Below are 22,837 nucleotides of genomic sequence, written 5' to 3'. Positions count from 1 at the left end.
TTCTATTTTATCATTTAATTACAAATTATTTCTTGAATTATTATTTACTTTTGATTGTACTAATACTAAATAAAAATGACTACAAATTTCACTTTGAGAGATTTTTTTGGATTCCTTCTAACTGGGTTAATACTTGTGGGTGCTATTTGTCTTATTTTTTATGATAATGTATTGGAGGGAATAGCCAATACTTTTACAAAATATCCATCTTTAAAAGATATATCATTCATTATAACACTATTTATATTACCCATTATTTACTTATTTGGTCATATCATTGGTTCATTAAGTTATAGATGTTTAAAGCTATATATATTTATATCTAATTTTCTTGAAAATAGAAAAAAGAATAAAGGAGAACATCTTCCTCGTTATCAATATTATACTTTAATGTTTTTTCAAATTACACTCTATCAACAGAGAATAGTTTATGCTATAACACAAGAAGTAAAGTCTAAAAAAAATAAATGTAAAAAAAAAGATATTGAAGATTTTTGGACAATATGTGCATTACTTCAGATTGAAAAAAAATACTCATCCGCTGAATATTGGAATTTACTTAATGAATTCTTTAACTCTTTAAATCTAATTTTCTTTATTTCTATGATTATTGCATTTTATAGTGGTAATTTAGTCATAGGTATTATTTATTCTATACTAATGGTTTTAACATATTATAGAGCAAAGCAATATGCTGATTATTTTATAAAAACTGTAAAAAGATTAGTAAAGGCTCAACTTATTATAGATCCGGATTTAGATATTTAATCTCTATATTAAATTTGATTAGACTTGTTCAATCGGTATTTTGTTTTAAGTAGCTTATATCCTTTTTCAAATTGGTCTTTACGTTTTATAGTTCTTCGGGGTGTAGTTTCAAAATAGTCTTTTATATCAGTTGCTTTAACCTTTTTATTGATTTCTAAAATAGTATAGATTTTATTAAGAGTATCTGTTATTTCTTTTTCAGTATAAGCAATACCCATTTTAAAAGATTGTAGTACTGCTTCTATTATAGGAAAACTAAGCCGTTTTTCATCGGTCTTTTTCTTTATAAATGCAAGAGTAAGAGCTTGTTTTTTATACTCTTTATCAATAATAAATTCCTTATCGAAGTTTTGGCATATTTCAACTATAAATTCGTCTTTGCGTTTCAGTTCTTCAAATATAGCTTTTTGTTCTTCGGTTTCTATACCTTTATTTAGTTCCAGACTGAAAAATATATCAACTATCTCTTTACGCAATAACCTGTCATTTTTAGAGGATATTTTTAATTTATCTGTTTCCCAATCATAGGAATTATTATATTGGTTTTCTATTTCAAAAAACTCATCATCAAAAGAATAGGATAAAATAAAGTCCTGCCATGTTTTATATCTTGATTTGGTCGCTTCTGCATCTAAAAGATTTTCAGTCATAAAGTAGTTGAAAGAGTTATCTTCTTCTAAGTATTTGCTTATTTCAACACGTTCTAAGGCTTCTTTCATAACTTGTTTAACTCCGTCCTCTGTGGCTGAATTATAGATTGTCTTTAGCTGAGTATAGGCTTTACGTTGTTCTTCGAGATATTCTTGTAGTTCTTTATATTTCTTAGCCTGTATACTTTTATCAAGTCCTGCAATATGCGTAAATGATGTTATACCATTTCTGAATCTTCCTGTGATTTGTCGGGATTCTAATAAAGGTTCAATCATAGTCTGAGGTGCTTTTATAGCATCGGATATAACAATGACATGAGGTGTATAATCTGTTATTATATCAACAGCTGAGTAAAAACGGCTTGTATAGAAATTGTATTTATTGAGGTCTGATATTTTAGTGAAAATATTTGAGAATCCTTTTTTAGTTAGTTTCTCAATACTCTGATTAGAACAATATATATTTGATTGTTCTTTAATATTCAATGCGTTGATAATAGCAATTATTATATCTATCGAATTGATAAAGAAACATATTCGGCTATCTTCTTTATCTGGAATATTTTTAATACAGTGCTGAATATCCTGTAATATATTGTTACTTGAATAGAGCTTTACTTTTAAAGCATGATAGTATTTAGGTTCTATAATTACTTCCTTAATATTATGCCTTTTAAAAATCGGGTATGAATTAAAGTTTGTAATAGTTGCAGATATTAAGGAACGGTTTTTAAACTTCCAAAAGTCCTGCATTGGTAAAGATATACTTTCCCTAAAATCGATCTCACTTGTTAGCTTATGACATTCATCAAATAGTAAGAAATAATCATTGTACATATCTATACTTAACAATGAAAAAGCCCTTTTGACCTTTCCGAATGATTCGGGAGTAGTCATTAATTTTTTATATTTGATTGCATCATTTTGTAGATAGGCAATAATCTGGTTTGTCTGTATGCCCTCAAATACTCCAAATAGATTGTTGTGTTTTTCAATTTTTCCTTCTATAACAGGTGTGTTAGGTTCTATTATAATAGAATTACGGTTCGAATCTATTTCTAATGTAGTTGCACCTATGCCTGTTATCTTTTTATAAATAACAGCATTTACAGGAATAGAGCCTTCTAAATATTCTCCTTTGTTTAGATAGATAGTTTCTTTTTTAGCCATAATAGAAAAAGGACAAAATATATTTTATTTTGAATACAAAAATGTAGATTGTCCTTTAGTTATTGTTATATAAAAATATTAATCAAAATACATTGATTCATCCCAATATTCGAAACTTTCATATTGAGATTGATAATCAGGCTGTGTGTTTTGTTCAAATTCCCATTGTGCTAAAAGGTAGTCGTTTACAATATCTTCTTCTGTTAGAGGTACATTATACTCTGCTATTTCTTCGGGAGTGGTAAGTATATTTACTCCTGTAAATGCTGTATGACGAGAGTTTGTATCTTCTCCACCTTCCTTGACTTGGGTAATATGTATTAGTTTACCTATTAAATCAGAGATGTTTTTAAATGATTCATTGTCAAACAATGGATTAGAAGTACCATTGATTAGGCTATTTACATTTATTTGAAAAACTGTATTTCCGTATGTATCTGCTTTGTTTTCTTTATATAGAGCATAAGCGATATTGATAGTTTTATTCTGTGACTTAAATTCACTTGTTTTAGGTTTTATATCAATGAAATAATAATATCCCCTTTGTAGGTTAGATATTTTATTATTTACGTGAAAATAACCTTCATTGATTACGTCTTTTAAAAATGGAGTTTCTTTCGCAATTCCGTATTTCCTAACTTCTTTGTATTTATCCCCCTCTTTCTCTGATTCGACAAATTCGTATTCTTTTAACCTTGCAATTTTTGCAAGCTGATCTTTATTCCAGTATGCCATATAATATTAATTTTCTTTATTCATTGTCTCTTCTAAAGCATAATATTTATCATTTAACTCATCATAATCTTTTTTTAGACTCTGTAGTTTCTTTTTTGTTTCTTCTAATTCAATATATATTTGATATGCTTCCCAGCTTCCCAGTTCATTTAACTTCTCTAATAATGGAATAAGTTCTTCTTTAAAAAAAGAAATTCCTCCTATTTTAGATATGTAATGATAGTATTTATCTTTGGATGTATCATATATTTCAACAAATCTTGAAGTAAACCTTTGATTTGATATTTGATCCTCATCAATATAAGCAATTTCAAAACCACCCAATTTAAAATTAATTTTATTCCCGTGATTATCAATTATGAAATATTGATATTTAGTGTAACTTCTAAGAGAAGTAATAATTTTTTCTAGTATTATATAATCCACATTCGGAATAAATCCAATTTCATCTAAAGATTTTTTCATTGTATAATGGCCACTTTTAAGCATAATCCAAAGTGTACTCATTCCGCCTATTTCTAACATCATTGATTATAAATTTTATAGATTGCATTATGTTCTGCAATTTAGTCAAAAACAAAATACCTCTCCTCTTTTATGAGAAGTATTTTTAACAATTACAATAAGTTTTTATAGATTCATTAATTCAGCCACTTCCGAACTTATTTAAATAGATTTACGTGCCTTCTCTGAACTATCTATCAATCTTACTTATAGCTTTTATCCGCATATCATCTTGTATTTTTAATAAGACTAAAATCATCATCCGCAGTAACAGATAGTAATCTTGCTTATGTTTTTCTTCGGATGCAGAATTTGTTCCATGAAGATATTTATTTCTAAGATCGAAACCATTGGTAAATTCTTTCTTGTTTAAAAAGTAGTTAAAAAGATCAGTTTCTTGCTGTGTGAAAAGAGTATTTTCAGAATATATCAAACCATCAATAATCATTCTATCTATTTCAGATCTTATATCTTCACTATAATGCCAATAACTTAGAACTCCTTCATTGTGAAGTTCCCCAATCAAAAATAACATAGTATTATTTTTAATTCTTAGATACGAATCACTATCAATATAAAGATGATTTTCTAGTATAAGTTTATTAATTGTGTCTAGTTTATATTTTTCGAAATAATCAAGTCTAACATCCTCTTTGTTTAACAAGGAATAGAAATCTTTATACTTGTTTTTATATGGATCAATATAACATAGCATACATTGATCAGAAAAAAAATAGTGACTTAATTCATTGATTGAGTTTCCGTTTGGATAAATGTATTTCCTGTCCACTAAGCTTAAGATCTCACCAAATCTAACAGGTATAGAATCAAACTCTAATAATTCAAAATCTATCTTATTCTCTTTTACATAACAATTATATTGTTTTACAAGAAACTCTAACTCAGGAGTAATTGTTCGTATCTTTTCTAAATAGGACGAGGATGATGAAGCAAATTTCAATCTAAAGTTTTCTCCTAATGAATGATTTAATATTGATATAAATGATTTTAATAAGTTCTCAACGGAATTATTCCTTTCCTTAAGATAATGATCAAAAATTATGGTTTGCATATAGGATAACTGATTCTTACGGATAAAAACAACTCCTGTCTGATAGGCATATTTAGAGATAAGTCCTATTTTCTCAAATATTGACAATTCACTTTCTTTACTTACTAAAGTAATAAGTCCTGAATTATCAACAAATTCGAAAAGGTATGAAAAGGTATGAAATAAATCTATATCTCTAGATAATTGATCTAAATAGGATTTACTATAAGATACAGCTAATATATTATTTCGATAAGAGTGTGTAGACGGTTCGTGTTGAACTTTAGATATTGAGACTTCAACTCCAACACTCCAGCTATAACCTTCCTCAAAAATCTTAGTATTTAATTCTAATGATCTTTTTTGTGCCCTTAGTTTTGTCTTTGAAGATAACTTTAAGTCCCTAGAGTTTTCAATTAATCTAATGTAATTTAAATTAGCATATTCACTATCAATATATTCTAAGACAATTTTCTCTTTATCCTCTTGGCTTAAACATTTAGGAAAATGGTATTGCGGAGTTTTGAAAATTCGTTTATCTTCAATTTGAGATAACAATAACTCTGCTGCTCCCTTATAAGTTAAAAGAAAAAGCCTTATTTCTGTACTAAAATAACGGACTATATTTTCGAATAATAATATACAGATTATATGATTATTATTTTTATCTAAAATTAAAGTAAATGTATTTTTACTTATCTTTTTGTAGATATCTAAATTTTGTATCAGCTCCCAAAATGCTTTTTGATAAGAGAACTCTATACTTCCAACGTGGGATAGTATATTCTGATCATTAATTGTTAGCCAAAAATTTTTAGTAATATTCCATAATTGATTAGCCTTAATTTGAAACTCTTGTTTCATTTCTTCATCCCATCTAAGAAGAAATAGTTCATTATCAAAATATAACTTGATGTGATAGAATTCTAAGAGATCATTTATTTCAAAGGAATCTTCAAACTTAATACTATGTAATAGTTCTTCAACTCTCTGTAAGTGATATGAACTGGCCATATCTTCCTTTGAATGAAAAACGATTCTATTTATTTCTTTGGACTTCATATTTCTTTATAATTAAAAGGAAGAGGAATGTAAATATCCTCTTCCTCAAAGTTATAACAAATTTTTCATTGCTTCATCAATCTGACTATTTTCAAAGCTATCAAGATATATTTGAGTAACTTTTTCAGAGCTATGCCCTAATGATTCAGAAATTATAGAAGTATTTACCCCAGAACGTTTTAAAACAGTGGCAAAGCTATGGCGAGAAGAATGAAAAAAACACAAGAAAAGGTATATACGTAAATCGCAACATTTCAATAGGTAACAGTCTTGAAATTAGCATATTTTCTTAGATTTAGGAAGTTCGTAAAATTTGAATCTAAGCAAATCTTAGAGAGACTTCAGTTACTAAGTCGTTAACCGCTCAGTTACTAAATTAAAACAGGTAACGAGATACGAACCAACAGACTTCTTATGTATTGATTTGCTTATTATTACGCACTAAAGAGCACTTATATAACAAGTAACTTTGCCGTTACAAAACAACGGCAAAGGACAATAAAAATATAAGTGTATGAAAACAGAAAAATTCAAGGTATTACTCTACCTCAAAAAGAGTAGCCCCGACAAATCGGGTAAAACCCCAATAATGGGACGTATCACTGTCGGCAAGTCGATGGTACAATTCAGTTGTAAACTTTCTTGTACATTTTCGCTATGGAATCCGCGTGAAAGTCGTTTGAATGGAAAAAGTAAAGAAGCCATAACGACCAACACTCAGTTGGATAAGTTGATGCTTTCCATCAACGAAGCCTACGACACACTCATTGACCGGAAACAACCTTTCGATGCCAAAGCCATCAAGAACTTATTTCAAGGAGCAATGTCCGCACAAACGACCTTGCTACAACAATTTGATAAACATATCGAAAGCGTTAAAGAACGTATTGGCGTTGATCGTTCCCCAAGAACACTTCCCAATCATCTCTATACCAAACGAGTTGTGGCCGAATTTATCAAGGAAAAGTTTAATGCTTCCGATCTGGCTTTCGGTCAGTTAAGCGAACAGTTTATCCGGGACTTCCAATCTTTTGTATTGGAGGATAAAGGACTTGCACTTGATACCTTACGACACTATCTGGCAATCCTAAAAAAAGTTTGCAAGATCGCTTTCAAAGAAGGTAACTCGGATAAAAACTATTTTGCTTATTACAAGCTACCCAAACAAAAAGAAAGTACCCCTAAAACCCTCAGTCGGGAAGATTTTGAGAAAATTCGAGATTTAGAAATTCCTGAACGTCGCCGATCACATGTCATAACACGTGATATGTTTCTGTTTTCCTGCTACACGGGCACTGCCTACATTGATACGGTATCCGTCACCAAAGATGATTTATCAACGGATGATGACGGTGCATGGTGGCTCAAATACAAGCGGGGCAAAAACGGGCAACTTGCCCGAATTAAATTGTTACCGGAAGCCATTGCCCTGATTGATAAATATCGGGACGATAGCAGGGAAACACTTTTTCCAATGATACATAATGGAACGATTAAAAGAAATATGCAAGGCATACGGATTCTTGCAGATGTCAAAGGTCGTCTCCACTATCACATGAGCCGTCATTCGTTTGCCAGTCTAATTACGCTCGAAGCGGGTGTACCCATCGAAACGGTATCAAAGATGCTCGGCCACAGCGACATAAAAACAACACAAATTTATGCCCGTGTGACTCCCAAGAAACTCTTTGAGGATATGGATAAGTATATTGAGACAACAAAAGATTTAGTATTAACCCTATAACATCAACGATTATGCGAAGTACATTTAAAATATTATTCTACATCAACCGGAGTAAAATAAAATCCGACGGCACTACTCCTATTCTGTGCCGTATCACGGTTGATAATAAACAGACAGTTCTCACAACTGGAATTTATTGTGAACCGAACGATTGGAACAGCAAAAAAGGAAAAGTACGAGACGGGGCGACCAATCATAAATTGGATAAACTTCGGGAACGCATCGAACAGACCTATGAAGAGACACTTAAAGAACAAGGAGTTATTAGTGCAGAATTACTCAAAAATATAATTTTAGGAGTAAATAGTGTGTCCACGTATCTTTTACAAGCAGGGGAAGTAGAGCGTGAACGACTGAGAAAACGCTCGCTGGAGATTAATTCAACATCTACCTACAGACAATCAAAAACAACCCAGAGCAACCTACGAGACTTTCTTCTTTCACGGGGAATGGATGACATTGCCTTTTCAGATATTACGGAAGAGTTTGGAGAATCGTTCAAAAGTTTTTTGAAAAAGGATTTAGGCTATGCGACAACCCATGTGAATCACTGTCTATGCTGGCTGAACAGGTTGGTTTATATCGCAGTTGATCAGGAAGTGTTAAGAAATAGTCCGATTGAGGATGTGGAGTATGAGAAGAAAAATCCTCCTAAATTACGGCATATTACCCGAAATGAGCTGAAAAAAATTATGGAGACTCCAATGCCCTACCAGCGGCAAGAACTGGCTCGCAGAGCGTTTATCTTTTCAGCCTTTACCGGACTTGCTTTTGTGGATGTGCATAACCTTTATCCTCAGAATATTGGTAAAACAGCGGAAGGTAGATTATATATCCGAAGTAGCAGAACTAAAACAAAAGTTGAAGCATTTATCCCACTGCATCCAATAGCAGAACAAATCTTGATACTTTACAATACAACGGATAATACTGCTCCTATTTTCCCATTACCAAGCCGGGATCAGGTTTGGTTTGAAATCCATGAGATAGGCTTTGCTTTAGGGATCAAGGAGAATCTCAGCTATCACATGAGCCGACATTCGTTCGGGACTCTTATGCTCTCGGCTGGGATTCCCATCGAGAGTATCAGCAAAATGATGGGACATACCAATATTTCGAGTACACAGATTTACTCGAAAGTGACTGATGATAAAATATCAGAGGATATGGACAGGCTAATGGAACGACGAAAAGCAATTAGTAATAAAACATCTCAACCGATAGAGCTATGAAAAACATAAAAATCAAGATAAGTGATAATGGAACTGTATATGTTCCAAGAAATGTTAGAATGAATATTACAGAGATCGCCGAACTCTTTGAAATCTTCTATCAAGCGGCAAAGAAGAATATTCGTTCTATTGAGGAATTAGGTATTTGTATGGGAGATCAGTCAATGAGTGGAACAGTCGAAGGAGCAAAGATCGTCTCCGATTATTACGGTTTGGGTATGATAATCGCTATCGCTTTTCGGGTGCAATCAGTCAAAGCAAATATCTTTCGTCAGTGGATAATTAATAAATCTACCAAGCCAGAAGTAACAACAATGCCTCTATTGTCGATTCAAAATGCAATGCTCAACTGAAACAGGATGTCATAAGCAATAAAACCAGGCTTCGAGTTTATACTGAAGCCTGGTTTATTTATCATTTACTTTCTACTCTCACATCATTTCCATTAACTAATATTGCCTGAGAATTACTTATCGGGTACAAGTCTAGCTCAGAACTGTATTTTGATATCATTTTTTCAACAGCCTTTGCAAAAGGGAAGTTAGTATGATGCGGTATCGGATAGAAGTCAATTACATTTAAGGCTGAGTACGTACCCAAATTAGGAACAACTTTATGGTCATCCATTTCTTTCACATACTCTATATTGGGAGAAACGATCATAGAACCGGCAGACTCTCCAATATATAATTTCCCAAGATCTATTTGTTCAATTATTATTTTATCTGCACCAGTCTTTCTTAGTTCTTCTAACAAAAAGAAAGTATTTCCTCCTGATATATAAATATAATCATTCTGCTGTAACTTGCTGACTATTTCCGCAGTTGTTGCCTCTGTCAACTCTAGTTCATCGACAATTAGTCCCATTTTCTGAAAAGCCTTTTTAGCCGAGCCTACATAGAATTTAACTTTTTCAGGGATACTGGCTGTTGGTATAAAAGTTATAGTCTTCCCTTCCAGGTCTTCCTGTACAAAGTTCATAAATATATCAGCCACATCCTTAAATGACGATGATAAAAATAGTTTTCTCATTTTAGTCTTAAATAATTTATCTGTAAAACAAAGATATTATATAGATATGACAACTGTATGTCAGTAACTTCTTAAAACGATGAAAAAATATTTTCTTCAAGATTTATTCGAAGCTTGATCTATATCATCTAATTGTATGCTGAACATTATTTCAGTTCTTGAACATAGTTCCTATCCAATATTTTCTGAATATCGGATTCCCGATACAGGGTTTTACCTCCAAATTGAAAATAAGGGATTTTACCCTCTGTACGATAGAGCTGTAATGTTCTCCTGCTTATTTTCAATTTCTTCGCCATCTCTATATCAGTCAAAAATCGTTCACCGAAGAGCGATGGTTTGTTGGAAGTCAGGACAATTTCAATTCTATCCAACATCTTGTCAAGCAAAGCAAAAAACTTCTTTACCCGCTCGTTTCGCTTTGTTAAAATGTCATTATCCATTTTGTTGCAATTCTAATTCGTGAATAAGTTTTCTTACATCTTTGACTCTATAATAGAGTTTCCGGCTAATCTTGGTATAGGGCAACATACCGTTGTCACGATAACCCTGAAGAGTACACTTAGATATATTAAGCATCTGGCACACATCTTGATTATCCAACCAATCTTCAAGACCTTTACTTGTATGACGTTCACATAGCTTGTTCACTTTATGGGCGAACAGTTCAAACTGCGTCATCATTGCCTCGAATGTTCGGGCTTCTATATACATTATCTCCATAGTAATTTACTTTTTTGTTCATACTATGATTACGGGGTAGCAAATATAAGTTATTAAATTACAGCATAGATAAGCAATCTATTAGCTGGTAGCTTTAGGCTGTACTTGTCTATACCTAAAGTTATATTTTGTACTCTTTCCATAGCTTCAAGAAAGAGTAAATGGGATTTTTTGTACAAGTTGGCTAAATCGGCAACTCATTTAACAGCTTCTTCCTCAATTGCCAGTTAGGCAAATATTTGTTCATTAGAGTCACAAAGTTTTTATTGTGATGCCTTTCTAATAGATGTACTAATTCGTGGATGACAATATATTCAATACATTCTATCGGCTTTTTCGCCAGTTCAATATTGAACCACAAGCTTTGGGCTGAATCATTGCAACTACCCCATTTGGTTTTAACTTTTCTGATTCCATACTTTTGTGGGCATACATTCATTATTGTACTTTGCTTATCAATGATGTCTTGTAATACTTTTCGAAGTTGTTTACGATACCATTGATAAAGTTTTTCTTCTCTATATACTTGAGAGCTATTAAAGGGAACCACTAATTCTATTTTACTATGATGTAAAATAACCTTTGGACGAGAAGTTGCTTCTGTGATTTTCAGCAAGTAACGTTTACCAAATAGATAATGACTTTCACCTGAAATAAACAAATGTAGAGGTTCACGTTCTTGCAACCTAATCTTCTTTTGTTCTTTGCGAATCCAACTAAGTTTGGTTGTCAAATAGACTCGAAGTTGTTCTCTATCTATCTCAGTAGGAGCTGAGAGTGTTACTCTGCCGAATGGAGGATGAACACTTAGATGAATATTCTTGATAGACTTGAATGTCAGTTCAATCTCAATATCATTGAATACTAAAGTATCTTTATCTTCAGTAGTCATATTTGTTATTTTCTATTATTTTGTAAATATAGAGAGTCTTTTCTTCATCCTTTACTATGTTATAGATAGCCTCATTTATTTCATTTTGCTTTTGAATATTTTCTCTAAAGCCGTCTTTCTTTGTTTGTTGAATAGCTTCTTCACAAGCAATAGTCAATGCTTCATCCTTACCAAGATAGTTGTATATGGCTCTCATTCCTATTGTGTTGATAGAAAATGGAGTACTATCATCTTTTCCTTGATTAATCTTCTGTACTAGATTAGCCATTTTCTTAAGATATTCTTTATAAGCAATTACATTTTTTTTTCGTTGCTCAATAAGCTCATGAAGTAACAGAGACATTTTTTCAAAGTATATCGGGTCTAGTAGATGCTCTTTTACTATTTTGGAACGAACACTATTCTCTATTGTTTCTGCAACTGCCTCCAAATTTCCCTTTATACTATCTGGTAAACTTTCTATTGCAGAGAATATATCGGATTCAATCAATTCTAACAATGAAATCTCACTAAAAGGAGTTACAACTTTAGATTCTTCGGCTTGAATATAATTATCAATCAAATGTCGCATATCAGCCTCATAAGTTTTCAAGTCCAAAGTCTCCCCACTAGCTATTCTAACAGTTTCTCTAAGTTTTAGATAAAAATCTAGTCGCTCTTCAAAATGCAATATTTCTTTTGGAGTATAACCAGCTAATTCCAATTCACCTTTTATATTAGCATAGGCTCTAATATAGACGACTATTCCTTTATATAATGCAACACGCTTGTACTCGTTAGCTTTTAGGTCTGTTTGAACTTCGGTGTTTCCACAAAAATAGTGAATATATTGAAGATCTAATTTGGGGATTTCAACACCCTCACAAAGTTGTTCCAACTCTTCTAAAGCATTTTCGATTCGTTCTCTGGACATCAACAATCTATCTTTCAGCACGATCTCGACTTCTTCTTTAGTGAAGCTTTCAATGTCTAATTCAGATGTATATACATCAATTGCATTAGTGACTTTTCCAAACAACTCCATATAATCTACAATGTATCCAAAATCCTTATCCTCTGTATCCAACCTATTTACACGACAAATAGCTTGAAATAAAGTGTGGTCTTGCATTTTTTTATCAATATAGATATATGAGCAAGCAGGTGCATCAAAACCTGTAAGCAATTTAGATACGACAATCAACAATTTCATCCGAGCAGGTTGTTTTACAAATAGCAACTTACTGTCATCTTCGTAGGTTTCGGTTTTGTTTTTCTTACCTTTGGGCGAAACATTTTTCAGTAGTTCCTCATATGTTTTATAGATGTATTCTTTATCAGTTTCAGAATACTCTCCAGTATCTTCAGTTGTTATATCTTTCGTTTGCGGATTGTAAGAAGTTATAATGGCACACTTATTCTTGAAAGGGCTGGATTTGAACAATTCGTAATATTTGCAAGCTTCATAAATACTTGATGCAACTAAAATAGCATTTCCTTTTTCGCTTGCCAAACGAGGCTTAACACTAAAATCAAAAAGAATATCTGAAACTATTTTTTCCATTCGTGAGCGAGAACTCAGAACCTTTTGCATAGTACCCCATTTCTTTTTTAGTTCTTGTTTCTGAAAATCATTCAACCCCTTTGTTTTAGCCTCAAACCATATATCTACTTTTTCTTGCGATGATAAACGTTGCTCTATATCTCTACCCTCATACACTAAATCTTTCACCACCTCATCGACGACAGCCTCATTAAACTTATAAGTATGTATGTATCTCCCAAAAACTTCCATCGTAGTCTTCTTATCTTTTTGGAGTAGTGGCGTACCCGTAAATCCAATAAAGACTGCATTATATAAAATTGCTTTCATGGTTTCATTCAATTTTCCACTCTGTGTACGATGACATTCATCAACAAAGACAAAGATATTACCTTGCGTAGCTATCGGATTATTGCGTAACTCGTCAATGAAGGTTTTATAGTCTGTATCACCTTTATTCCCAAACTTGTGGATCAATGACGCTATTAACCGAGGCTTAGGCTGAACTAAATATTGCATCAATTCGTTCCCCGACTGGGTGCGAGCAATGTCTTTCTCTCCTATATCTTCAAAAGTATCAGCTATCTGTTTGTCGAGTTCCGTTCTATCAGTAAGGATAACAACTCTCGAGTTGCTCACGTTTTCTAATATCCATTTAGCAAGCAATATCATCAATATACTCTTCCCAGAGCCTTGTGTGTGCCATATAATTCCTCCTTCTTGCTGTTTGATAAACTTTTGAGCCTCCTTAAGTGCAAAGTATTGATGTGGACGAGGTAGTTTTTTAACGCCGGCATCAAATACTACACCATTGTATATTATATCTATTATTCTTTCCTTATCGCAAAGTTTTCGCAGATACTTGTCGAGTTTATATTCTTCATTATTTTGCTCGTCTTCCTTCCATGCCAAATAATATTTTTCGGAAGTCTCGATAGTACCATAACGTAACCCTTGCGTATTATTGCCAGCCAAAACCAACTGGATAGTAGTGAAAAAGTTCTCGTTAAATTTTTCTTTTTGATTTGAAATATTTTGTCGAATACTTTCCGAAATATCAACAGTTCCACGTTTCAATTCTAATACTCCAAAGGCAATGCCATTTATATAAAGTACAATGTCGGGGCGACGTGTTTTATTACCCTTCAAAGTTACCTCTTCAGCTATCGCAAAATGATTATTTCCCCAATTCTTCCAATTTATCAGGTGTACAGTTTGGTTTTGTTCGCCGATATTTTCTTTCACTTTCACCCCATAACGCAACAATGAATAAAAATTCTTGTTTCGCTCGTAGATATTGCCCGCATTGGTATTTGCCAACTGCAAAGTTTCTTGTACAGCCTTATTTATTAGAATATCGGAGTAGCCTTGCTCTATCAAATACCGCTTCAGATACTGTTCTTCTACATTGCTATTGTTTTCACGCTCTTCCCAATTGCCATAATAGGAATATCCCATGCTCTTAAAAAGGCGGATAATCCTATTTTGAGTAATACGTTCGATAGGGTTAATCATGGCTTTTATCTTTTAGGTAAACAATGTCTCTAACTTTGTGATGGCTGTCTTTATATTAATATCTGAAAAGATACTACGTTTTAGTTTATCTTTCCACTCTTTATTGTCTTTCAATACTTGCTTTATACTACCAATAGTTATCGCCTCGTCTTTCTTTTTCAAATCTTCAATAGCCATATCTACTGTTGCCCATAGTTCCAGATTATCATTCTTTTCAAATTTGAATTGCTCAATCCATTTTAAGGCATCAGCACCATACCAATCTTCAAAGTATTTTATCGCTTCATCAACGTTTTTCGATGCTACAAAGCCTTCATATTCTTTTCCTTTGTAATTGGTTGCTACAACATCAATGTATTTTTTATTTATCGCAATTTTTTCTGCACCTCCATATCGAGTTTTAGGTTTGTATGGACCTGCTGCATGTTTTAAATAGCCTGCATCTTGTTCTTCTTTGTAACGTTTCAAAAGGTACGATACTTTTGTGTATTTAAATCGAGTAAGAGGAAATTTATCAGAACCAAAGACCGAAGCCATAGTCCCAATAAGAACCGCATCATTGAACTGATCGTTATGCCCTTTTGCGGGTTCGACTTCTCTTTTTGGAGCCTCCAAAGACTCTACCAATCTTATTCTTCCGGTTAGTAACTCTTGCATCATCCCATGTTTCAGTTGTTTGGCTTTATGCAATTTATTTTGTAAGGCCTCTATTTCTGCATCCATATCAGAAAGAATAGTCGCAATGCGGTTTTGTTCGGAAAGAGATGATGGGAGATGAATTTTAAAATTTTCAATTTGAGTAGAGTTTACACTATCAAAAGTAGATCCAGTTGTAACTTGTCCCCAACTTTGTTCTCTAAATATTAAGTAATGATATAAAAAACGATTTGGGTATTTCATAGAACAAACTCCACGTCCAAGGCAGCAATTAAATGTTGCAATTGCAATCTCCCCGACCGGAGCACGTACTGACATAATAATATCTCCTAAATCTCCTTTTTTGGTAATGGAGGATGTGAAATTTCGAATTATAGTTCTTCTGTTTTGTATGTCAGAGTTTCCTTGAATAAGAGGTAATCCCATACCTCTTTTATTATAATATTGAGATAAAGGAGATTGGCCCATGTTAATTTGGGCTACCTTCCCCAATATTACCTCTTCCCAATCTTCTTTAGGCGTTAGCAACTCTTGCATTGCTCCCTGTTTGATAAGTCGTTTTTTATCAATTAGTTTTTCGAGACTTTCTATCCATGCATCTGTGTCGCTTAATGCCTTGGCTATGGCTTGTTGTTCGGGGATGGGTGGAAGAGGAATTTGAATATTAGAAAGAACTCTGCCATTTGTCAATGCTCTAGTTGTATATGTACAGTTACCTATAATTTGTTCACGAACTTTAGTACCCGAAAAACAATAACGACAAAATTGAATATCAAAGGAACTATTGAATGGGCGTCCTCTCAAAACAAAGCCACTGAAGACAGCATTTTCTAAATTATCAAGAACTACAGATGAAATTCCTATTTCTTCAGGAGTTTCAGATGTCCTAGTAAATAAGACATCACCCTTTAAAACATCAAAACTCTTTTGTTCATTATAATTTACAAAAACTTTACCTTTTACTAATAAATTAGTAATGAACGTATTTTTGTACACGTCCATATAGTTCACAATTGGCGAGCCATATCCAAAAAAATGTTTTTCTTTATTTAATCCATTCTTGAATTTAAAAGAGTCACCAATCTTTACGACCTCCCAATCCTTAGGAATCAACCCTATTTCAGTTTCTTTAAACTTTGTTTTCACCATTGCATTCCCATTGTTTGTAGATGTTGTTTCACCTTACTTTCGTACTCGTTAAGATTTTCTTCTAGTTGAGGTAACGTTTGGGCATAGCGTTCGGCAAGCCCTTTTATGCGTTGGGTTAGCATTTGGCTAATATTTTCTTGTTCAGATTCTAAACATTTTTGCAAATGTTGCATCCACTTCTTGTTGATCACCAAGTTTTTTATATCCTTTTCGGTCAGTGTAGAGTATATTTCTGTTACTTTGGTTTCAGTGGTTGCTTTTTCTATTTTAATCAATCGGGCGATGCTTGCAATCGCCTCATGTAGATTGATGTAATTTTCTATTATAGCTATTTCTTCTTTAGGAGCTTTCTCTTTTTTACGATCACGGAGTAAGCCTTTTACCGAAGTCAGATTAACCTTATCTAAGTCACTGAACAATGTAGCTTCCAAGTCATTTTCTTGTTCCGACTCCTCTAACTGATTCTTTATATCTTCTATCTTTTCTTCAAAACTTACAATCGTTTTCCAATGTGTAGCCAGATAGTTATCTATCAATAGTTGTGGCGGGAGTAATTTTCCTTGTACGCCATCTAGTCCGTCTATTGGTTTGTCTCTAGATGTCTTGCCATCTTTACCCTTCTTCCCTTTTATAACTAAACGCTCCCACACATTTCCCGATTTCCAGCCATCAATAGCTATGGAGTAAAAATCATCTTGCATTGTTTCCTCCCAATAACCCATCAAATGTTGATACATATCATATTTATCTATCAACGTATTGTCCGAAAAACTTGCAAGCAATAAGTCAGCAGTCTCTGCTATCTCCTGTTTGGGTAATATTCCCTCTTCTAATTTTAGAAAATGGTTTTGTCGTTCTATTTTCCACTCATCAAAAATAGATTGCAATTTTTTAGAATATTCTAAAAACTGCGGGTGGCTAAAAATTGTATCGTTTATTTGTTCTATTGCTACACGCAATTGATAATAGTTGTCGCCTTGTGCTTCAAAGAGCGAATCTTTGAGTTTGGGGTATATTTTCCAATATTTATTCAAGCCATCTATATCTTTTTTTGGTATTCCACCATGTAGATGTGCATAAATATCTTGTATATCTTCTGTCTCTTGGGTATCTATATAGCGTGGAATATTGAGGTTGTAATCGTTTTTCTCATTCGCTATTTCGCTCAATGGCACCATTCTACTGTATTGTGGTAGTTCGGTCATATTATTGAACACATCCACTATTTTTCGAATATCTTTTTCTTGCAGGCGGTTTTTGTTTCCATCTTTGATAAAGCCTTTGCTAGCCTCTATCATGAAAATACCTTTGCGATGTTCTGCATTTTCTTTGTCCAATACCAAGATGCAAGCGGGTATTCCAGTTCCATAAAACAAGTTGGCTGGCAGTCCAATAATTCCTTTTATATATTTTGCAATTTTCTTCCTAATCTCGGCTTCAGCATTGCCTCGAAACAAAACACCATGAGGCAAAACAATAGCCCCTTTTCCTGTAGATTTTAGAGATTTAAGAATATGCAAAAGAAAAGCATAATCGCCATTCTTCTCAGGTGGTACTCCTATATCGAAACGAGAATACTCATCACTCTCGATAGAAACTCCATTGCTCCAGTTTTTTAGTGAGAATGGAGGATTTGACACCACGTAATCGAAAGTTTTAAGATTTCCATGTTCGTTCTTGAAGTACGGGCGAGAGAGTGTATTATCGGCAATGATTTCGGCAGTAGGATTGCCATGTAAAATCATATTCATTTTTGCTAAATTGGCAGTAGCAATTTCTTTTTCTTGTCCGTAGAGTGTTATATTCTTTTCCGATTCATCTGCCACTTTTAATAGCAGTGAACCCGAGCCACATGTCGGGTCATAGGCAGTGGTTTGCGTTGTAGAGTTGTCTGTATTGATACCAATTACTTTTGCCAACACACGACTTACTTCTGCCGGAGTATAGAATTGCCCCTTTGACTTGCCGGATTCAGTAGCGAAATGACGCATTAAATATTCATAAGCATCACCTAGAATATCATCGCCCTCCGCACTGTTTTCAGAAAAATCAAGGTCTGGAGAATCAAAGATTAGAATCAAATTTGAAACTGTATCAACAAGATCTTTGCCTTTTCCTAATTTTCCTTCATCATTAAAATCCGGAAATTCATTTAATTTGTTGGCTTCTTCAATTGGCTTGAGTATTTTTTTATTGACGTCATCGCCAATATTTGAAGTTCCTACTAGGGCAACCATGTCGTCAAAAGAAGCACCCTCAGGAACTTTAATCGCTGAGAATTTCTTCCCTTTGTATTTATCAGATATATATTTGACAAATAACAAAGTTAACACATAATCTTTATATTGAGAGGCATCCATACCTCCTCTTAGCTCATCACAACTAGCCCAGAGGGAGCTATATAATTCAGATTTTTTAATTGCCATTTATTTGCATTATCTAATTTTATGTCTACTCCTAACAATGGAATTATACATATTATTTTTCAAACCGCAAAGTTACGGAATGAATTAGATTAACAGAGGTGATTTGTAAGAAATATTTAGCTCCACTTTCATACTCTTTCGATAGCTTCAGGAAAGAGTAAATGGGATTTTTTCTACCTGTTTCATAATTTCATCCCCATTAAGCGAAATGACATCAGAGCCTAATGAGTATTCGATTTCAGTCGCAAAGGTATTCCGTGTTCTTCACGCTGACAGCAAGGTCAAGCCCTAAAGAGTTTGACAAAAAATCTTCCTCTTTTCCTTCTTCTACTATCCGGGCGAGCGTATTTATTCGTCAAAACCTTGCACAGCTAAACACTACCCTTTTTTAAGCTTCTGAAACTCGAATACTCCTCACCGGCTCCGATACGGCATAGCGTTAAAAAAAAGGTCAGAAATTATGAAACAAACGGCAGAAAAAAACAGGAAACAGCGAACCACCTACCTTCCAATTAGCATAGGTTGGGTTTTGAAAATAGTCTTAATCATCGTGGGTTACTCCTTATGGGGAGCAGGGTTTATTTGGGCTTTGGTGGGCTTGTATCTCTTCTATGATGTGATTCGGGGTATTCTTTCGTGCCTGCTGATGTTGGGTGCTGTAATCACTCTTATTTATCTCATGCTGAATTATTTATAACCCTTTAAAAATTAAAATTATGAGTAAAGTATTTTTATTAGGTGCAAACAAGGAAATAGACAGAGCCGAACAAGTGGTAGAGATTAACCAAGTTATCCAAATGGAGGGGTACAGTTATCACAGCTATGTAGTGTACGACATTACAAAAAATCAATGGGGTATCACTTACAAATTGATAAACCTAGCCACAAAATATTTTCATACAGCAGACATTATTCGACCATTGAAAGAGAAGTTTGGCATTGGGTTCTATTACGACAGCGACAACCCTCAATTTATAGACAGCTTTGAAGTAGCAATACTTCTGCAAGAAGCGCAAGCCAAAGCCAATGTAGAGGCGGACGAGAAAGAAAAAGAACGCATACGAGTGGAGGAAGTCAAAGCAATCGGGAGCAAACGTTTTGCCGAGATACTTCCCGAAAATGCTTTGGGCGTTATCGTAGCAAGGCTGAAACAAGATGAGAGCGACAGCCAAACCGACTACTTTGCATCAAGAACAACACGGACTGTCATTCTAGGCTTTTCAACGCACAAAAGAGACATCTTTTCTGAAATGCGGAAACACGCATCCAATTTTGCGGAAACAGCCTATTTAGCGGAGTACAACACAGATTATGAACATCGGGAGAAATACTCTATGGGTGCAGGGTACTATTTGGGCGAAAGCAAATATAGCGGATGGATAATTGAAAAAGTGTCCATGTACAGCCGTGAGGGTATGATAAAGGAATTTGCCTACATCGCAGGGTGTGAAGATAACATCCGCATTAAGAAGAAGAATGATGATACACCACCACCGCCCCCAAGCGATAAGAACGGCACAAGCAAGAACGGTTGCACGGTAGTAGAGTATTCAGCCAAAGCCGTTGCCGTATTCGGAGAAACAAGAGCCATCAAAGACGAACTCAAAGCAATGGGAGGAAAATTTAACAACCGACTGACTTTTAACGGAAAAAGGTTGGCAGGATGGATATTTTCAAAATCGCAGGAGCAACGCTTAGCATACTATTTCGGACTAGATTGAATCATTGTAAGTAAAAAGTATAAATGCAAAATATAAGATACAATGAAAAAGAATAGAAAAGTAACAGCCAATTCTGTAACCGTCGATTTCAGAAATTATGGCAAAATAACAATCCCTAAAGGTGTTTTAGTGACCAATGAGACGGCAATAGGAGTAGATGACAGATACAATTTTGTAGACGAATTTGATTGGATTGATACCAACTACCCCCAAGTAGCACGATCATTAAAAATGGATGCTCAAAACTATGGAATAAATATACCTAAAGAACATATAATCACTCAAGAAGATGAAACTATTTAAAGGAGCAATCCTCCACAAATCCTCAAGAATATGATAACAACAATAATAGCAACCAAATTTGTGAAATGGGATGTTCCCGAATTAGATGCTCTGAAAGGCTCTAAAGTGTACCAACTTAGAGAGAAAGTAAATGCTGAAGAAAGGTTGAGCAGAGAAGAAAAGAACTGGATAACTGAAAATGTAAATCACAACAGCTATTTCAAAAATGCCATACCATTAAGAGGTTACCGTTTTGACTTCTCCGAGATACTGAGAACCTATATCGTGAAGCAATACGGCTCATACCAAGAGTACAAAGCAGTAGATAAAACAAGTTTACGAGCCATGATATATGGCAGAATTGATAAAACAATCGAAGTAAAATAATAACAAGGGGCGGTAACCCTGCCCCACAATACCCCAAGATATGAAAGCAACAAACCATTTTCAAAATACGATAAAGGCATATTTAGACAAGCGTGCCGAGATAGATTTACTCTTTTCTTTCCGCTACTCCCTACCCGAAAAGAAGTTAGAGGATTGTGTTACTTATATCCTAAACCAAGTGCAGAAAAGCGGGTGCAATGGTTTTCACGATGATGAGATATTCGGCATGGCGGTACATTTCTATGACGAAGATAGCATCGAAATAGGTCAACCGATGCATAATGCACAGGTAGCAGTTAATCATGTCGTAGTATTGTCAGCCGAGGAAAAAGAGCAAGCACGACAAGATGCCATGCAAAAGGCACAAGACGAAGCCTATCGAAAGATAACACAGCCAACCAAGAAGGCTAAAAGAGTAGCATTAAATCCCCAACCAAGTCTATTTGACTTTTAAAATATCGACCAATGAAACCAAAGAATAAACTCCAAAAACAAGTGGTAGAAGTAAGTAAAACATTGCCCAAGCTAACCAAAATGCAAATCCAATGGGGATATAACCACGTTATCCAATATGTTGGACGCAGAACTGAACAGGGAATCGTTACTTGTACCAAGTGCGGTCACTCATGGCAAGGGATGGGAGAATTAGCCAATACCCTTTTGGGATGTGAGTGTCCGAATTGTAAAAGCAAACTAATAGCCAAGACCACCAAGAAACGGACATTTGACGATAGCTATTATATGAACATCATCATGGCTCACAAAGGCTATCAAGTGATACGAACCATCATGTTAAGTTATAAATCCAAAATAGGAGAACCGACAAAACTTTCATATTCCGAAGTAATGCAACGTTGGATTGCCACCAATGGGAAGCATCACACTTTTGCCCGACTTCGTCAAACGATGGGGACATGCTGTATTGATTCTTGGATATTTCATACTCCTTTGGAGCTAAGAAACGAGAATAGTAACAACAAATTTTACATAAATGTCTATGACAAAATTGGGAATATGGGCAAAATATACCCACGTCAGAAATTGATACCTGAACTAAAAAGAACCGGCTATAAAAAAGCATTGTACGGACAGAACCCATTAGACTTATTCCGTACTCTATTGAGTGATAGTAGAGCTGAAACACTCATCAAAGCAGGTTACACCAAGCTATTAGAACGTATTATGAATATGGGATGGAAACATATCGACAGCTATTGGCAATCTATCAAAATAGCCATCCGCAACAAATACAAAATTGAAGATGCTATTCTTTGGTGCGACTATATAGATATGCTTCGATTCTTCGGAAAAGACCTGCACAATGCAAAATACGTTTGCCCGACAGACCTAAAAGCGGAACACGACAGATATGTTATCAAGAGAGCCAAAGCAGATGCACAAGCCGAACTTGAAAAGCAACTTGCAAAGGAAGATTCATTCAGAGAACAAAAAGGTAAATTTTTCGGACTTGCGTTTTCGGATGGTACTATCAGTGTTCGTGTCTTGGAGAGCATAGCGGATATAATATTGGAAGGAAAAATGATGCATCATTATGCTCAGTATATGGTTATGCGTAGCATTTGTGATAACACGCTGCTTACTAATAAAATAAAGC

21 protein-coding genes and 1 pseudogene are annotated in these 22,837 nt (G+C 34.2%); 10 read left to right on the top strand and 12 right to left on the bottom strand.

Features of this window, described 5'->3' with window-relative positions:
• Positions 1 to 75: 75 nt before the first annotated feature.
• A complete protein-coding gene (locus BGO84_RS02105) occupies positions 76 to 768 on the top strand; it encodes a hypothetical protein (protein WP_291027239.1) in 693 nt (230 codons plus the stop codon).
• Between the two features lie 8 nt (positions 769 to 776).
• On the opposite strand, the gene BGO84_RS02100 is transcribed toward BGO84_RS02105, so the two are convergent.
• The 5 genes and pseudogenes from BGO84_RS02100 to BGO84_RS02080 all read right to left on the bottom strand — a co-directional run.
• On the bottom strand, positions 777 to 2,588 hold the full coding sequence (locus BGO84_RS02100; RefSeq protein ID WP_291027237.1) for a hypothetical protein: 1,812 nt from the start codon (positions 2,586 to 2,588) through the stop codon (positions 777 to 779).
• 78 nt (positions 2,589 to 2,666) lie between these two features.
• Complete coding sequence (locus tag BGO84_RS02095) at positions 2,667 to 3,323, bottom strand: hypothetical protein (RefSeq protein ID WP_291027235.1); 657 nt, start codon at positions 3,321 to 3,323, stop codon at positions 2,667 to 2,669.
• 6 nt (positions 3,324 to 3,329) lie between these two features.
• Positions 3,330 to 3,851, bottom strand: coding sequence for a hypothetical protein (locus tag BGO84_RS02090; protein WP_291027234.1), 522 nt, complete (start codon positions 3,849 to 3,851; stop codon positions 3,330 to 3,332).
• A 166-nt stretch (positions 3,852 to 4,017) separates the two neighbouring features.
• A complete protein-coding gene (locus BGO84_RS02085) occupies positions 4,018 to 5,940 on the bottom strand; it encodes a hypothetical protein (RefSeq protein WP_291027232.1) in 1,923 nt (640 codons plus the stop codon).
• Positions 5,941 to 5,991: 51 nt separating this feature from the next.
• Positions 5,992 to 6,147, bottom strand: a pseudogene (locus tag BGO84_RS02080) (tyrosine-type recombinase/integrase); the annotation flags it as partial.
• A 307-nt stretch (positions 6,148 to 6,454) separates the two neighbouring features.
• On the opposite strand from BGO84_RS02080, the gene BGO84_RS02075 reads away from it, so the two are divergent.
• Genes BGO84_RS02075 through BGO84_RS02065 form a run of 3 tightly spaced genes read left to right on the top strand, consistent with a single transcriptional unit; the run spans position 6,455 to position 9,269 of the window.
• Complete coding sequence (locus tag BGO84_RS02075; protein ID WP_291027230.1) at positions 6,455 to 7,684, top strand: site-specific integrase; 1,230 nt, start codon at positions 6,455 to 6,457, stop codon at positions 7,682 to 7,684.
• Between the two features lie 11 nt (positions 7,685 to 7,695).
• Positions 7,696 to 8,916, top strand: coding sequence for a site-specific integrase (locus tag BGO84_RS02070; RefSeq protein WP_291027228.1), 1,221 nt, complete (start codon positions 7,696 to 7,698; stop codon positions 8,914 to 8,916).
• Positions 8,913 to 9,269, top strand: coding sequence for a hypothetical protein (locus tag BGO84_RS02065; RefSeq protein ID WP_291027226.1), 357 nt, complete (start codon positions 8,913 to 8,915; stop codon positions 9,267 to 9,269). Before BGO84_RS02070 ends, BGO84_RS02065 begins: the two co-directional genes overlap by 4 nt.
• A gap of 61 nt (positions 9,270 to 9,330) precedes the next feature.
• On the opposite strand, the gene BGO84_RS02060 is transcribed toward BGO84_RS02065, so the two are convergent.
• The 7 genes from BGO84_RS02060 to BGO84_RS02030 form a co-directional block, all read right to left on the bottom strand.
• Positions 9,331 to 9,948, bottom strand: coding sequence for a Type 1 glutamine amidotransferase-like domain-containing protein (locus BGO84_RS02060; protein ID WP_291027224.1), 618 nt, complete (start codon positions 9,946 to 9,948; stop codon positions 9,331 to 9,333).
• 146 nt (positions 9,949 to 10,094) lie between these two features.
• Positions 10,095 to 10,391, bottom strand: a complete 297-nt coding sequence (locus BGO84_RS02055) for a helix-turn-helix domain-containing protein (protein WP_291027222.1) — start codon at positions 10,389 to 10,391, stop codon at positions 10,095 to 10,097.
• Entirely contained in the window at positions 10,384 to 10,671 is a 288-nt protein-coding gene (locus BGO84_RS02050) for a helix-turn-helix domain-containing protein (RefSeq protein ID WP_291027220.1), read from the bottom strand. Before BGO84_RS02050 ends, BGO84_RS02055 begins: the two co-directional genes overlap by 8 nt.
• 184 nt (positions 10,672 to 10,855) lie before the next feature.
• On the bottom strand, positions 10,856 to 11,563 hold the full coding sequence (locus BGO84_RS02045) for a SprT family zinc-dependent metalloprotease (protein ID WP_291027218.1): 708 nt from the start codon (positions 11,561 to 11,563) through the stop codon (positions 10,856 to 10,858).
• A complete protein-coding gene (locus BGO84_RS02040) occupies positions 11,553 to 14,600 on the bottom strand; it encodes an HsdR family type I site-specific deoxyribonuclease (protein WP_291027216.1) in 3,048 nt (1,015 codons plus the stop codon). The genes BGO84_RS02045 and BGO84_RS02040 overlap by 11 nt, the downstream gene beginning before the upstream one ends.
• Before the next feature lie 12 nt (positions 14,601 to 14,612).
• The gene (locus BGO84_RS02035; RefSeq protein WP_291027214.1) at positions 14,613 to 16,406 is read right to left on the bottom strand and encodes a restriction endonuclease subunit S; all 1,794 of its coding nucleotides are present in this window, start codon (positions 16,404 to 16,406) and stop codon (positions 14,613 to 14,615) included.
• Positions 16,400 to 18,832: a type I restriction-modification system subunit M gene (locus BGO84_RS02030; RefSeq protein WP_291027212.1), complete on the bottom strand. Its 2,433-nt coding sequence runs from the start codon at positions 18,830 to 18,832 to the stop codon at positions 16,400 to 16,402. Before BGO84_RS02030 ends, BGO84_RS02035 begins: the two co-directional genes overlap by 7 nt.
• A gap of 460 nt (positions 18,833 to 19,292) precedes the next feature.
• Between BGO84_RS02030 and BGO84_RS02025 the strand changes: the two genes are divergently transcribed.
• The 6 genes from BGO84_RS02025 to BGO84_RS02000 form a co-directional block, all read left to right on the top strand.
• On the top strand, positions 19,293 to 19,529 hold the full coding sequence (locus tag BGO84_RS02025) for a hypothetical protein (protein ID WP_291027210.1): 237 nt from the start codon (positions 19,293 to 19,295) through the stop codon (positions 19,527 to 19,529).
• 19 nt (positions 19,530 to 19,548) lie between these two features.
• Positions 19,549 to 20,553, top strand: coding sequence for a fusion protein (locus tag BGO84_RS02020; protein WP_291027208.1), 1,005 nt, complete (start codon positions 19,549 to 19,551; stop codon positions 20,551 to 20,553).
• 42 nt (positions 20,554 to 20,595) lie between these two features.
• Positions 20,596 to 20,856, top strand: a complete 261-nt coding sequence (locus BGO84_RS02015) for a hypothetical protein (protein ID WP_291027206.1) — start codon at positions 20,596 to 20,598, stop codon at positions 20,854 to 20,856.
• Positions 20,857 to 20,889: 33 nt separating this feature from the next.
• Positions 20,890 to 21,222, top strand: a complete 333-nt coding sequence (locus BGO84_RS02010) for a molybdenum ABC transporter ATP-binding protein (RefSeq protein ID WP_291027509.1) — start codon at positions 20,890 to 20,892, stop codon at positions 21,220 to 21,222.
• Between the two features lie 40 nt (positions 21,223 to 21,262).
• Positions 21,263 to 21,676 (top strand): PcfK-like family protein, encoded by a 414-nt coding sequence (locus BGO84_RS02005; protein ID WP_291027205.1) that lies wholly within the window; start codon positions 21,263 to 21,265, stop codon positions 21,674 to 21,676.
• An 11-nt stretch (positions 21,677 to 21,687) separates the two neighbouring features.
• The coding region (locus tag BGO84_RS02000) for a PcfJ domain-containing protein (protein WP_291027203.1) at positions 21,688 to 22,837 on the top strand (1,150 nt) is incomplete at its 3' end.

It is taken from the genome of Dysgonomonas sp. 37-18 (assembly GCF_001899125.1).
Taxonomy (GTDB): domain Bacteria; phylum Bacteroidota; class Bacteroidia; order Bacteroidales; family Dysgonomonadaceae; genus Dysgonomonas.
Note: the sequence above shows the minus strand (reverse complement) of the source record. Positions and strands in the feature narration are given on the sequence as shown.

Coding starts and splice junctions, on each gene's coding strand:
- BGO84_RS02100 (WP_291027237.1), bottom strand. CDS start 2,588: ATGGCTAAAAAAGAAACTATCTATCTAAACAAAGGAGAATATTTAGAA.
- BGO84_RS02055 (WP_291027222.1), bottom strand. CDS start 10,391: ATGGATAATGACATTTTAACAAAGCGAAACGAGCGGGTAAAGAAGTTT.
- BGO84_RS02045 (WP_291027218.1), bottom strand. CDS start 11,563: ATGACTACTGAAGATAAAGATACTTTAGTATTCAATGATATTGAGATT.
- BGO84_RS02060 (WP_291027224.1), bottom strand. CDS start 9,948: ATGAGAAAACTATTTTTATCATCGTCATTTAAGGATGTGGCTGATATA.
- BGO84_RS02085 (WP_291027232.1), bottom strand. CDS start 5,940: ATGAAGTCCAAAGAAATAAATAGAATCGTTTTTCATTCAAAGGAAGAT.
- BGO84_RS02030 (WP_291027212.1), bottom strand. CDS start 18,832: ATGGCAATTAAAAAATCTGAATTATATAGCTCCCTCTGGGCTAGTTGT.
- BGO84_RS02065 (WP_291027226.1), top strand. CDS start 8,913: ATGAAAAACATAAAAATCAAGATAAGTGATAATGGAACTGTATATGTT.
- BGO84_RS02105 (WP_291027239.1), top strand. CDS start 76: ATGACTACAAATTTCACTTTGAGAGATTTTTTTGGATTCCTTCTAACT.
- BGO84_RS02090 (WP_291027234.1), bottom strand. CDS start 3,851: ATGATGTTAGAAATAGGCGGAATGAGTACACTTTGGATTATGCTTAAA.
- BGO84_RS02020 (WP_291027208.1), top strand. CDS start 19,549: ATGAGTAAAGTATTTTTATTAGGTGCAAACAAGGAAATAGACAGAGCC.
- BGO84_RS02025 (WP_291027210.1), top strand. CDS start 19,293: ATGAAACAAACGGCAGAAAAAAACAGGAAACAGCGAACCACCTACCTT.
- BGO84_RS02005 (WP_291027205.1), top strand. CDS start 21,263: ATGAAAGCAACAAACCATTTTCAAAATACGATAAAGGCATATTTAGAC.
- BGO84_RS02095 (WP_291027235.1), bottom strand. CDS start 3,323: ATGGCATACTGGAATAAAGATCAGCTTGCAAAAATTGCAAGGTTAAAA.
- BGO84_RS02040 (WP_291027216.1), bottom strand. CDS start 14,600: ATGATTAACCCTATCGAACGTATTACTCAAAATAGGATTATCCGCCTT.
- BGO84_RS02035 (WP_291027214.1), bottom strand. CDS start 16,406: ATGGTGAAAACAAAGTTTAAAGAAACTGAAATAGGGTTGATTCCTAAG.
- BGO84_RS02075 (WP_291027230.1), top strand. CDS start 6,455: ATGAAAACAGAAAAATTCAAGGTATTACTCTACCTCAAAAAGAGTAGC.
- BGO84_RS02050 (WP_291027220.1), bottom strand. CDS start 10,671: ATGGAGATAATGTATATAGAAGCCCGAACATTCGAGGCAATGATGACG.
- BGO84_RS02015 (WP_291027206.1), top strand. CDS start 20,596: ATGAAAAAGAATAGAAAAGTAACAGCCAATTCTGTAACCGTCGATTTC.
- BGO84_RS02070 (WP_291027228.1), top strand. CDS start 7,696: ATGCGAAGTACATTTAAAATATTATTCTACATCAACCGGAGTAAAATA.